The 12883-nt window shown below is 66.4% G+C and carries 12 protein-coding genes; 3 read left to right on the top strand and 9 right to left on the bottom strand.

The genetic code is table 11. The features are described 5' to 3' along the window. Position 1 precedes the first annotated feature (1 nt). From AC4AMJ_RS01730 to AC4AMJ_RS01700, 7 genes are all read right to left on the bottom strand, one after another. Entirely contained in the window at positions 2-1222 is a 1221-nt protein-coding gene (locus AC4AMJ_RS01730) for an MCE family protein (RefSeq protein WP_489916892.1), read from the bottom strand. Then, entirely contained in the window at positions 1219-2277 is a 1059-nt protein-coding gene (locus AC4AMJ_RS01725; RefSeq protein WP_489897301.1) for an MCE family protein, read from the bottom strand. The genes AC4AMJ_RS01730 and AC4AMJ_RS01725 overlap by 4 nt, the downstream gene beginning before the upstream one ends. After that, positions 2270-3451: an MCE family protein gene (locus tag AC4AMJ_RS01720; protein ID WP_489897302.1), complete on the bottom strand. Its 1182-nt coding sequence runs from the start codon at positions 3449-3451 to the stop codon at positions 2270-2272. Before AC4AMJ_RS01720 ends, AC4AMJ_RS01725 begins: the two co-directional genes overlap by 8 nt. A gap of 3 nt (positions 3452-3454) precedes the next feature. Further along, a complete protein-coding gene (locus AC4AMJ_RS01715) occupies positions 3455-4306 on the bottom strand; it encodes an MlaE family ABC transporter permease (RefSeq protein WP_489897303.1) in 852 nt (283 codons plus the stop codon). 3 nt (positions 4307-4309) lie between these two features. After that, on the bottom strand, positions 4310-5050 hold the full coding sequence (locus AC4AMJ_RS01710) for an MlaE family ABC transporter permease (RefSeq protein ID WP_489901048.1): 741 nt from the start codon (positions 5048-5050) through the stop codon (positions 4310-4312). A 138-nt stretch (positions 5051-5188) separates the two neighbouring features. Continuing rightward, positions 5189-6079 (bottom strand): 3-oxoacyl-ACP reductase, encoded by an 891-nt coding sequence (locus AC4AMJ_RS01705; RefSeq protein WP_489916890.1) that lies wholly within the window; start codon positions 6077-6079, stop codon positions 5189-5191. Between the two features lie 105 nt (positions 6080-6184). After that, on the bottom strand, positions 6185-6373 hold the full coding sequence (locus tag AC4AMJ_RS01700) for a ferredoxin (RefSeq protein ID WP_489897305.1): 189 nt from the start codon (positions 6371-6373) through the stop codon (positions 6185-6187). Positions 6374-6500: 127 nt separating this feature from the next. Between AC4AMJ_RS01700 and AC4AMJ_RS01695 the strand changes: the two genes are divergently transcribed. The 3 genes from AC4AMJ_RS01695 (at position 6501) to AC4AMJ_RS01685 (ending at position 10605) form a co-directional block, all read left to right on the top strand. Next, a complete protein-coding gene (locus tag AC4AMJ_RS01695; RefSeq protein WP_489916888.1) occupies positions 6501-7703 on the top strand; it encodes an acyl-CoA dehydrogenase family protein in 1203 nt (400 codons plus the stop codon). A gap of 233 nt (positions 7704-7936) precedes the next feature. Beyond that, positions 7937-9067, top strand: a complete 1131-nt coding sequence (locus AC4AMJ_RS01690; protein WP_489897307.1) for an acyl-CoA dehydrogenase family protein — start codon at positions 7937-7939, stop codon at positions 9065-9067. Beyond that, complete coding sequence (locus AC4AMJ_RS01685; protein ID WP_489916886.1) at positions 9064-10605, top strand: long-chain-fatty-acid--CoA ligase; 1542 nt, start codon at positions 9064-9066, stop codon at positions 10603-10605. Before AC4AMJ_RS01690 ends, AC4AMJ_RS01685 begins: the two co-directional genes overlap by 4 nt. A 138-nt stretch (positions 10606-10743) precedes the next feature. On the opposite strand, the gene AC4AMJ_RS01680 is transcribed toward AC4AMJ_RS01685, so the two are convergent. Then, positions 10744-11562 (bottom strand): DUF1206 domain-containing protein, encoded by an 819-nt coding sequence (locus AC4AMJ_RS01680; protein ID WP_489916884.1) that lies wholly within the window; start codon positions 11560-11562, stop codon positions 10744-10746. A gap of 171 nt (positions 11563-11733) precedes the next feature. Continuing rightward, positions 11734-12882, bottom strand: coding sequence for an NAD(P)H-dependent flavin oxidoreductase (locus AC4AMJ_RS01675; protein ID WP_489916882.1), 1149 nt, complete (start codon positions 12880-12882; stop codon positions 11734-11736). Position 12883 lies beyond the last annotated feature (1 nt).

Below are 12883 nucleotides of genomic sequence, written 5' to 3'. Positions count from 1 at the left end.
GTCAGCCCCCCTGCTTCGGCGTCGTCGACGGCCCGGTCGGATACGGCAGGCTCGGCGGCGTGATCTTACGGTTCTGATCGAAGCCGGGCACCAGCTTGATGTGGTCGGGGTTCAGCGGGTTCGTGTAACTGAACGCCTTCCAGACCTCCGGATACTTGCGCTGCAGCACCTTCATGAACACGGCCGTGTAGTCACCGAATGTCGGGATACCGACCAGCGAGGAGAAGTACGGTCCCGACGCAACGGCCTCGCCCAGAACGTTCGCGTACGGCCCGAGCTCGTCGATCGCGTCCTTGAGGCTCTGCTCGTTGTCGGTCAGGATGTCGAGCACTCCGTCGAGTTTGGTCAGCACCGGGGTCAGCTGGGCGTTGTTGTCGTCGATGAAACCGCTGATCTGCGCGCTCACGTCACGGGTACCGGTGATCAACTGGGCGATGGCGGCCTGCCGCATCTGGAGTTCACCGAAGAGCGAATTGGCATCCACCAGGAGCTGATTGATCTGCTGGCTGCGATCGCCGACGATCTTGGTGACCTGATTGGCCTTGGCCAGCAGCCCACGGAGGGCGTCGTCACGGTCGGCCACGGCCTTGGACAGCCGGGCGACACCGTCGACCGCGCCGCGGACCTGCGACGGTGTTTCGGAGAACGTGTCCGACAGGACGTCGAGCGCCTTGTTCACCTGATCGGTGTCGGTCTCGGCGATGGTGTCGGTGGCACCTTCGAGGGCATCGGTCAGCGAGTAGGGCGCCACGGTGTTCTCGTTCGGGATCTCCCCGCCCGGACGGATTCGACCGGGGCCGTGCGGGATGATGGTGAGGTTGCGCCGCCCGAGGACCGTCTCCGTCTTGATCGCGGCCTGTGAGTCGACGCCCATCAGCACGGTGTCGTTCATCCGGAACGTCACCTGCGCTTTGGTGCCGCCGTCGGTACTGGCCAACGAAACCGCCTGCACGGTACCGACATTGACACCCGACACGGTCACGATGTCGCCGGAGACGAGGCCGCCCGCATCGTCGAAGTACGCCTTGTAGGTGCTGATCGGCGACAGGTAGGGAAGCTTGTCCATCTGCAGCGCGACGATCACCACCAGTGCCGTGATGACGACGCCGATGACACCGATCTGCGCGCGACTACGGCCGCCGCGCTTGGTTTCCCGGGCGACGTCGGCCTCGTCGGACGTCGTGCGCTTGTTGCGGAAGATACCGCCGAACGGAATGCTCACGGCGCCTTGCACCTCCCGCCGGGGCCCGTCGTGTCCCCGGTGGCGTCGATGTTGGTCCACTCGATCTGCTTGTCACCCGGACCGGTGAAGATGATCCGGACCTTGCACAGCCAGATCTGCAGCCACGCACCGTAACTACCGAGATTCGAGAGCTTGTGGAAGTCGTCGGGCAGCCGCTGGATCAGACCCCGGACGTAGCCCTGCCCCTTGAGGACCTCCTCCGACGTCTTGCCGAGATTGGCTGTGGTGGATTGGATGTCGGGCCGGGTAGCCACCAACAGGTCCGACAGGTTGTTGGTCAGTTGCGACGTCTGGGTCAGTGCGTTGCCGATCGTGCCGCGCTGCGCGGACAGTCCGGACACGAGTTGCTGGAGCAGATCCACGCTCTCGTCGAAACCCTTGCGGTCGCCGTCGAGGGTGGTCAACGTCTGATTCAGGTTGTCGATGACGCTGTCGATGAGCGCATCCCGGTCGGCGAGGGCGTTGGTGAACTGCGACGTGTTCGACAGCAGGCTGTTGAGTTCACCGCCCTGCCCCTGGAAGACGGCGATCAACGACGACGACAGCTCGTTGACCTCGGTCGGATTGAGGGTGCGGAACAGCGGCTTGAACCCGCCGAGCAGTTTGTCGAGGTCGAGCGCGGGTTCGGTCTGGGTCTCCGGGATCTGCGAGCCCGGCGACAGATTCTCGCCGGGGTCGCCGGTCCCCCGCTCCAGTTCGAGGTAGCGGTCACCGGTCAGGTTCTCGTAGCGCACCAGTGCACGGACCGAGGAAGGCAGCGGATACTGCTCGTCGACGGTGAAGCCGATCTCGGCCTGGTTGTCACGGGTCAGCGAGACATTCTTGACCGAACCGACCTCTACGCCCGCGATCTTCACCTTGCTGCCCGGCTTCATCGCCGACGCGCTCGTGAACAGCGCGGTGTACTCCTCGGTCTTGCCCGAACGGTACCGACTGAAGACGACGACCAGCGCCACGAACACCAGGAGCATCACGATGGTGAACGCTCCCAGCTTGATCAGGGTCGCGCGGAAGGCGCGCGCGCGGTTATCCACGAGGAGGTGCTCCGAACAACAATTGAAAGATCTTCTGCTTGTCGAGCTTGGGGGTGGTGCGCGGCTGATAGGGCTGCGGGGCGTCGTCGCTCACGTAGAACGGTGCGTGCACCTTGGTGCTCGGATCGCTCAGGCCACCGGCACAGGTCGGCGGGCCGGCCGCCGCGACCCGCGGCAGATCCTCCGGATATCGGTAGGGCTCCTTGCCCGGCAGCACGCCCGCGTTGAGCTTCAGCAGTCCGTCGTTGACGCCGAACACCGGAGCCGCCATCTTGCCGCCGATCGCGGTGGTCTGGATGAAGCACTTCAGCCCCGGTGCCTGATAGCCGAGCAGCTCAGCGGTCGGGGTCAGGTTCGACAGTGTCGCGATCAGCGTGTTCTTCGACGGCGCGATCACCCCGTCGATCGTGTTGGCCATCCCGGTCGCGTTGATCAGCAGAGCGTCCAGATTGGCCGTGTTGTCCACCAGGTTGTCGCCGATATAGGTGAAGTTGTCGACGGTGCGCATCAGGTTCGGCATGGTGTCGGCGTAGACGTTGGTGACCGTCGCCGTCTGCCGGAACAGCGAGTTCAGTTCCGGCAGGTGGTCCCGGTCGACCTTGCCGACCAGCACCGACAGCTGATCGAGTGCGTTGCCGACGGCGTCGCCACGGCCCGTGAGCGCGGTGTTGATCGCACCGAGCGTCGCGTTCAGCTTCTCCGGCTGCAGTTCGGCGAGCACGTTGACGAGCTGCTGGTAGACGGTGTTCAGCTCGACGACGACGTGGTCGGCCTCGATCGTCTGGCCCGGCTGCAACGTTCCCGACGCTCCGGAGTCCGGCACGACGAGATTCACCGCTTTGGCACCGAATATCGTGTTGGATTTGATGTCGGCACCGACGTTCCCCGGGATCATCGACATCTGATCCGACGCGATGTCGAGTTTCAGCACGGCGTGACCGTCGCTCTGGGTGATCGAACCGACCCGGCCGACCTCGACGCCGCGTAGTTTGACCTTCGCGTCCGGGTTCATCACCAGGCCCGCGCGCGGCGCCTGCAGGGTGACGGTCTCGGTCGATGCGAACCAGCCGAGGAATTGTCCGGCCGCCGCCGAGATCACGGCGACCAGCCCCACGATCATCACCGTCGCCGCGGTCCGCCGGACCGCTCTGCTGCGCTCCTGTCGTCTCGCCATCATCTACCCCGCCAGGTTGAACTTGCCGTCGGCGCCATAGATGGCGAGGGAGGTGAGCAGTGTGATCACGACCACAACAACTAGTGATGCGCGAACCGCGTTCCCCACCGCGACGCCCACTCCGACCGGCCCGCCCGAGGCGTTGTAGCCGTAGTAGGTGTGGATGAGCATCACCGCGACCGCCATACAGATCGCCTGCACGAACGACCAGAGGATGTCCGACGGGATGAGGAAGGTGTTGAAGTAGTGGTCGTAGACCCCCGGTGACTGCCCGTAGATGAACACCGTCGCGAACCGGCTGGCCAGGAACGACGCCAGCGAGGCCAGTGCATAGAGCGGGATGATCGCGATCAGACCCGCGATGATGCGGGTGCTGACGAGGTAGGGGATCGACGAGATCGCCATCGTCTCGAGTGCGTCGATCTCCTCGCTCACCCGCATGGCCCCGAGCTGCGCGGTCGCACCCGCGCCGATCGTGGCGGCCAGGGCGATACCCGCGATCACCGGCACGGCGATGCGCACGTTGATGAAGGCGGAGAAGAAGCCGGTGAGGGCCTCGACGCCGATATTGGCCAGCGAGCTGTAGCCCTGCACGGCGATGGTGCCGCCGGTGAAGAGGGTGAGGAAGCCGACGACCACCACGGTGCCGCCGATCATCGCGAGAGCCCCGGTACCCATCGAGATCTCCGCGATGAGGCGCAGTGTCTCCTTCTTGTAGTGCTTGAGGGCACGGGGGATGGCGATGATGCTGTCCCAGTAGAACAGCGCCTGATCGCCGATCTGATCCCAGTCCTCACCCGCGCGTTTGACCGCGACACGTGCAGTGCGGAACCGAGTCGTGAACGGAAGAACCATTGCTCAGCCCGCCGTCGCTTTGAGTCCGACGGCGGTCACCACGACGTTGACCACGAACAGCGCCATGAACGAGTACACGACGGTCTCGTTCACCGCGTCGCCGACGCCCTTGGCCCCGCCCTTGACGTTGAGCCCCTGGTAGCAGCCGACCATGCCGGCGAACAGGCCGAAGAGAGCCGCCTTGACCATCGAGATCATCAGTTCGCCGAAGCCCGTGAGCAGGGTCAGGTTGGCGATGAATGCTCCCGGGTTCACGTCCTGCAGGAAGACCGAGAACATGAAGCCGCCGCCGATGCCGATGGTGCACACCAGGCTGTTGAGCAGGATCGCCACGCCGGTGGACGCGATGATGCGAGGGACGACGAGCCGGTGGATCGGGTTGATGCCGAGCACCTTCATCGCATCGATCTCTTCGCGGATGGTGCGCGCGCCGAGGTCGGCGCAGATGGCGGTGGCACCCGCGCCGGCGACGATGAGCACGGTGACGATGGGACCGATCTGGGTGATCGTGCCCAGCGCCGCACCGGCACCCGAGAGATCCTGCGCACCGATCTCGCGCAGCAGGATGTTGAGGGTGAAGCTGACCAGAACGGTGAACGGGATCGCGACCAGCAGCGTGGGCACCATCGATACCCGGGCGATCGCCCAGGACTGCTCTACCGTCTCGCGCCACTGGAATGGCCGGCGAAACAGCTCCCGAGAAGACTCCACCCCTAGGGCGACGAAGTCTCCAACACCTGCCATCGGCGTTGCGAGCTTCTGAAACACCAACTCTCCTTACCCCCCGGGGGACATGCCCCACCGCCGCGCTCGCCCCGCCGAACACCGCGAACCTATCACGCAGATCCGAATCGTTCTGGTCGCATGACCGATTCGTGATCGTCAGTTGGCGAGGTCGCTCGCCGAGAACGTCCGACCCTGGTCACGACCGGCAAAGTAGCTGGTCAGAGTCTTCGACAGATCCGCGTCCTCCCACGCGGCCCCCACCGCGCTGAAGGTCTCCTCGATCGTCGGTGCGGCCATCAGCATGACCTTGCCGCCGTAGACGACGAAGACCTGCCCGGTGACCTTTTCGGCATCGGGCGCCGCCAGATATTTCACCAGACTCACCACGTGCTCCGGGCCGAGTGGGTCCACCCCGTCGACCGGCGCCTCTCCGAAAACGTCTGCGGTCATCGACGTCCGTGCACGCGGACAGATCGCGTTGGCGGTGACGCCATACCGTCCGAGAGCACGCGCAGCCGACACCGTCAGCGCGATGATGCCCGACTTCGCCGCGGCATAATTCGCCTGACCGCCCGGTCCGAGAAGCCCCGCCTCGGACGCCGTGTTGATCAAGCGCCCGTACACCGGCTCGCCGGCCGCTTTCGACGCCGCCCGCCAGTGGCTCGCGGCGTTGCGGTTCAGCAGGAAGTGTCCGCGCAGGTGAACCCGGATGACCAGGTCCCACTCGTCGTCGGTCATGTTGAAGAGCATCTTGTCGCGGGTGATGCCCGCATTGCTCATCACGATGTCGAGCCCGCCGAGATCCTGTGTCGCGGTGCGCATGATCTCGGTCGCGGTCGCCGACTCAGCGATGTCACCGGCCACCGGAACGGCGCGCCCCCCGGCTACGCCGATCACGTCGATGACGTCACTTGCATCGAGCGAGGAGGCGAGGTCGTTCACGATCACCGTGGCACCCTCGGCGGCCAGGCCGATCGCCTCCGCCCGGCCGAGGCCTCCGCCCGCACCGGTAACGACCGCGACACGTCGGTCCAACGACTGGCCCACGCCACTCCCCTTCGCTGATGAAACTGGAACCCGATCAAAACTAGAACCTGTTCTAGCACGAACGCGGGCGAACCGGAACCAGTTACCCGGAATTGGGCCGGACGCTCACTCCAGCGACAGCGCCGATTTCGGACAGCTGGCGACCACCTGACGCATCTCCTCTTCGCGCTCGGCGGGCACTTCCTCCTTGAGAATCACCAGGTAGTCGTCGTCGTCCAGATCGAACACGTCAGGCGCCATGCCCACGCACACGGCGTTGGACTCGCACAGGTCGAAATCTGCCTTGATTCGCATACCGAACTCCTTCTCCCGACGGATCGTCTGGTTGACGGGTTGTGTTCTACAGGTTAGAACGTGTTTCAGAACTTGGCGAGCATGTGCTCGCCGCCACACGGCTGTCCACTATGACACGGAGACCCCGATGCGTATCGCCTACACCGATCAACAGGCCGACCTCCGCAAGGAGTTGCGGTCGTACTTCGCGGGCTTGATGACCGAGGAACGACGAGCCGCGCTGCACGGCGGTGAGGGAGAGCTCGGCGAGGGCGACGCCTACCGGGATGTGGTCGCTCAGATGGGCGCCGACGGCTGGCTCGCGCTGGGTTGGCCAACCGAATTCGGCGGACAGAATCGCTCGATGATGGATCAGTTGATCTTCACCGACGAGGCGGCCATCGCAGGTGCGCCCGTGCCGTTCCTGACCATCAACTCGGTGGCGCCGACGATCATGCACTACGGCACCGATGAGCAGAAGGCCTTCTTCCTGCCCAAGATCGCCGCCGGTCAGCTGCACTTCTCCATCGGCTACTCCGAACCGGGCGCCGGCACCGACCTCGCGGCCCTGCGGACCACGGCCATCCGCGACGGCGACGAGTACGTCATCAACGGGCAGAAGATGTGGACCAGTCTGGTCCCCTACGCCGACTACATCTGGCTGGCGTGCCGTACCGACCCCTCGGCCCTCGAACCGGGCGGAAAGAAGCACAAGGGCATCTCCATGCTGATCGTGCCCACCACCGCCGACGGCTTCAGCTACACCCCGGTGCACACGATGGCCGGCGTCGACACCAGCGCCACCTACTACCAGGATGTGCGGGTACCCACGTCCGCGCTCGTCGGTGAGGAGGGCGGCGGCTGGCCGCTGGTGACCAACCAGCTCAACCACGAACGGGTCGCACTGTGCAGCGCCGCTCCGATCCAGACGGCCCTGCGGGAGACCGTCGAGTGGGCGCAGCACACCAAGACCGGTGACGGACAGCGCGTCATCGACGCACCCTGGGTGCAGGCGAACCTGGCCCGGGTGCACGCCAAGGTCGAGTTCCTGAAACTCATCAACTGGAAGATCGCCTCGATCGCCGCGTCTGGCGCGTCGCCGAGCCCCGCCGATGCGTCGGCGACGAAGGTGTTCGGCACCGAGTTCGCCACCGAGGCATACCGCCTGATGATGGAGGTCCTGGGCCCCGCGGCAACCCTGCGTCGCGGTAGTGCGGGTGCACATCTGCAGGGCCGGCTCGAACGCTTCCAGCGGTCGTCGTTGATCCTCACGTTCGGCGGCGGCACCAACGAGATCCAGCGCGACATCATCGGCATGCTCGCCCTCGGTCTGCCCCACCAGCGTCGTTAGGCCCGGGCCAACCGTTGGTAGCAAAGCCCGAGCCGCTAGGCGCCCTCCGGTGGTTGAGTAGCCCGAGCCGCTAGGCCTCCTCCGGTGGTTGAGTAGCCCGAGCCGCTAGGCCTCCTCCGCTGGTTGAGTAGCCCGAGCCGCTAGACCTCCTCCGATGGTTGAGTAGTCCGAGCCGCTAGGCGAGGGCGTATCGAAACCACCACCACACCACCCAAACACAGAAAGCCACCCCAATGGATTTCACCCTCCCCGAGTCCGGTGACGACGTCCGCGGACTCACCCGTGACATCGCCGCCAAGATCAGCACCCCCGAACGGGTCGCCGACCTCGAGACGGCCGACGCGCCGATCGACGCCGACCTGTGGCGCGAACTCGGCACCGCCGGCCTGCTGGGCCTGGAGCTCACCTCGGCGGCGGCGGGCGAGGGCGGCGGGGACCTCACCGCCGTCGAGAACTCCGTCGTCGCAGAAGAACTCGGCCGCACCCTCGCCCGAGTTCCATTCGGCCCGCATGCCGTCGCCGCACTGCCGGTCGTCGCGGCCCATGGGTCCGCGACGCTGCGCGACGAGCTGCTGAGTGCAGGTGCCCGCGGGGACGTGGTGCTGACCGTCGGCTTCGAGGAAGACCTCGGCGGCGAGTTCACCTCGCCGACAACCACACTGACGACCGCGGGTACCCTGAGCGGCACCAAGGTCAACGTCCCTTATGCGCAGGCCGCGCACTCCCTGCTCGTCAACGCGCTCGGCCCGGACGGACCTGTCGTGGTGGTGGTGCGTACCGACGATGCCGGTGTGCAGGTCACCGCGACACCCTCCACCGGCAAGATCCCGACCGCACAGGTCGACCTCGTCGACGTCGCCGTCGACCCTTCCCGCATCCTCGACGGCGGGGCGGCGACGGTCCTCGTCGTCGCTGATCGTCTGACCCTGGCGATCTGCGCCGAGCAATCCGGAATCGTTGCCCGTGCCCTCGAACTGACGGCCGAGTATGCGCGTGAACGCGAGCAGTTCGGCCGCGCGATCGGCTCCTTCCAGGCGGTGGCCCAGCGCCTCGCCGACGGCTACATCGACGCCCAGGGCCTGTCGCTGACCACCACGCAGGCAGCGTGGATGCTGGCGAACTCCGGTGGCGCGGCACCGGACGCGGAACTGCGGACCGCGATCGCCACGGCCAAGTTCTGGGCCGCCGAGTCCGGACATCGCATCGCGCACACGGCCGTGCACGTCCACGGTGGCGTCGGACTCGACACCAGCCACCCGGTGCACCGTTATTTCCTGCGCGCCAAGCAGAACGAGTTCACCTGCGGTTCGGCATCGGCGTCCCTGCGGGCGATCGGTGCCGAACTCGCCGCCACACCGGCGTGACCCTCGGAGCGCTGCTGTCCGCGGTCTCCGACGTCGAGGACCGCGGACTGTTCTGCGACGACCTGTTCGTCTCGTGGCGAGATCATGTCGACAGGTCGGCGGTTCGCGGCGCAGTTCTGCGCGAACTGTTGGCGCCCGCGCGGCCACCGCATGTCGGTGTGCTGCTGGAGAACTCGCCGGAGTTCAGCTACCTTCTCGGTGCAGCGGCGCAGGGCTCGTTCGTGCTCGTCGGGCTCAACACCACCCGACGTGGACAGGCATTGGCCGACGACATCGGCCGGTCGGACTGCCAGATCGTGCTGACCGACAGCCGAACCCGCCACCTCCTGGACGGCACCGACATCGGTGACGTCCGGGTGATCGACGTCGACGACGAGAGCTGGGTGATCTCGATGCGCGACTCACTTCGTTCGCCGCTCGATCAGCGAGAGGAGTCCCCCGAGCACTGGGTGCAGCACCGGCCGGTCGATCCCGACGACCTGATGATGCTCATCTTCACCTCCGGCACCTCCGGCGATCCGAAGGCCGTTCGATGCACCCAACGTAAGTTCGCGGAGAGCGGCGCGATGCTGGCGCAACGCTTCGAGATCGGACCCGCCGACGTCGTCTATCTGTCGATGCCGATGTTCCACTCGAACGCCGTGATCGCCGGGTGGTCGGTGGCGTTGGCCGGTGGGGCGTCGGTGGCGCTGCGCCGCCGCTTCTCCGCGAGCGGGTTCCTGCCGGATGTGCGCCGCTATGGCATCACCTTCGCCAACTATGTGGGTAAGCCGCTCAACTACATTCTCGCGACGCCCGAGGCCGGGGATGACGCGGACAACACGTTGCGCATCATGTACGGCAACGAGGCGTCGGCGCGGGACCGGACTCGTTTCGCCGAACGGTTCGGCTGCCGGGTCGTCGACGGATTCGGTTCCACCGAGGGCGGTGTGGCCATCACCCGCACCCCCGATACTCCCCCGGATGCGCTGGGTCCCCTGCGCGCCCCGACGTGCGTGGTCGACCCGGCAACGGGTGACCCGGTGCCGGCGGGGCAGGTCGGGGAGATCGTCAACTCGTCGGGCCCGGGCCTGTTCAGCGGGTACCACAACGACCCCGAGGCCACGGCGGACCGGATGCGCGGCGGCGTCTATCACACGGGCGATCTCGCCTGGGTCGACGACGCCGGATACCTGCATTTCGCCGGCCGGCTCGGCGACTGGCTACGCGTCGACGGGGAGAACCTCGGCACGGGCCCGATAGAACGAATCCTGCTACGGCATCCCGATGTCCGACAGGCCGCGGTATACGGCGTGCCGGTGGAAATCGGCGACGAGATCGAGGCGGTGCTGGTCGTCGACGGCGACGTGGACCCGGACGCGTTCACCGAATTCCTCCACGCACAACCTGATCTCGGCCCGAAACAGTGGCCCCACCGGGTGCGCCTGACCGATAGCCTCCCCGAGACCGCGACGTTCAAGACCGTCAAGCGCACGCTGCGCGACGCGGCGACTGCGCCGACGTGGCTGCGCACGGGCCACACCTACCGTCCCGCCTGACCGCCCCCGGCCCAACATCGCTTCGTCCCCCGGGTATGACTTCGTCCCCGGCCTGCTGGGGACGAACGAAACAACATGCGGGGGAAGAACACTGAGCGACGGCGCGACGACGGCCGGCGACGGCGCGACGCCGCCGGGCTACATGCGCGCCCAGCGCGACATCACGAAGCAGTAGACGCCGTAGGCGGCGAGCCCGAGGGCGCCGAGGATGAGGAGCAACTGACCGGCCGGCAGACCGGCGAGCGTCTTGATCGCGGCGTCCATTCCGGCAGCCTTCGCCGGATCGGCGCGAACGGCCGCCACGATCACCAGCACACCGGCGCCCGCGAGCACCACGCCCTTGGCCGAGTAGCCGACGACCCCGGTCGTGGTGACCAGTTTCCCGCCGCCGGTGCGCAGGTCGTCGAGGAAGTTGCGGGTCACGCCCTTGTAGACGAAGTACACACCTACCCCGATGATCACCAGCCCGACGATCACGAGCACCACCCGGCCGCCGGTGTGCTGCATGAGGCGAGCACTCATCGTCGCGTTCTGTTTGCTGCTCGACTTTCCGCTGCCCATCGCAAATGTGGCGGCGGACCAGGCGAGTCCCACGTAGACCACACAGAGAGCGAGCGCCTTGCCCCGATCGAACCAACCACTCAGCCCGTCGTCGGAGGAGCGCTGCTCATTGGCCTTCCCGCCTACGATCGCTTCGGCGAGGCGCCACAAAGCAAGCGCCGCGAACGCGACCACCCCAAGCCACAGCACCAGGCGTCCGCCCGGTTCGCCCGCGAACACGGCCAGCGCGCCGGAGTTGTCTGCGCTGCCACCGTCACCGAATGCGATTCGCACGATGATGTAGGCGATCAGCAGGTGCAGCAGCCCGGTCACCACGTAGCCGGCGCGAGCCGCGCGTTCGAACCAGTCGCTGTCGGTGACACGGTCCACGGTCTGGGTCACCTGGTTACGTGACATCGATGTCCATTCGTCGAGTGCGGGTCTCCAGACCAGTCCACCACGAACGTCAAATGCGCGGTACCGTTCTCGGCTCGCGCCACTGGGTTCTTCCGACGGACCCTGACTCTTCCTGTCGTTACTTCCGGCGGACGAATGGAGATCCGACGGAGGAACCCGCGATGGCCCGTCTCAGCTCACCGGCGTCTTCAGCGTGTCGTTCATCCGGGCGACCGCTTGCTCGTACTCGGACACCAGACCCGCGATGAGGTCGGCGACGGGCACGATCTCATTGCATCGGCCGACGATCTGGCCCGCGGGCATGGCGACGACCTCGGGATCGTCTGCGGCCGAGATCCGGGCGTGCGCCTCTGCGACGAGCAGATTCTGCAGCGGCATCGGCAGCGGATCAGGAGCGCCGGGAGCGTCCCACGCGTCGGTCCACTTGGTCTTCAGCAGTCGCGCCGGCTTGCCCGAGTAGATGCGCCGACGAACCGTGTCCCGCGACGTCGCCTTGAGCAGCGCCTTCTGGACCGTCGACGGACCGTCGGCGTCGGGTTCCATACCGAGCTTGTACTCCGCGGCGGTCAGCCAGTAGGTGCCCATCCACACACCCTGCGCACCGAGGGCGATGGCCGCGGCGATCTGGCGGCCACTGCCCACGCCACCGGCAGCCAGCACCGGCGCCGAATCGCCCATCGCATCGACGAGTTCAGGCCAGAGGACCATCGAGGTGACCTCGCCGGTGTGGCCACCGCCTTCGTAACCCTGGGCGATGACGATGTCGACCCCGGCCTCGACGTGATGCAGCGCATGCTCCTTGGCGCCGGCCAGCGCGGCCACCAGCACACCGTTGTCGTGCGATGTCGCGATGACGTCGGCCGGCGGCGAACCGAGCGCATTCGCGATCAGCTTGATCTGACCATATTTGCGCACGTGTTCCATCGAGATGTCCACGTGCGACCGGGCCACCGAATGCAGCCAGCCCAGTACGCCGGCGTCGACCCGTTCGCCGTTGGGCAAAGGCGGGACGCCCAGATCGTCGAGAGTGCGTTCCACGAATGCTCGATGCTCCGGCGGGATCATCGAGTCCAGGTCCATCTTGCTGCCCTCGGTGGGGATCTTGGCCGGCATCACGATGTCCACGCCGAACGGCTTGCCGTCGGTGTTCTCGTGCATCCATTCGAGCACCGCGTCGAGTTCGTCGGCCTCGTTGAAGCGCACACAGCCGAGCACCCCGAGTCCACCGGCCCGGCTGATGGCGGCCGCCACGTCCTGACTCGGCGTGAACCCGAAGATCGGGTACTCGATGCCGAAACGATCGGCGATTTCGGTACGCATG

Source organism: Gordonia sp. LMA484, assembly GCF_058129505.1.
This window is presented reverse-complemented; position numbering and strand designations above follow the sequence as displayed.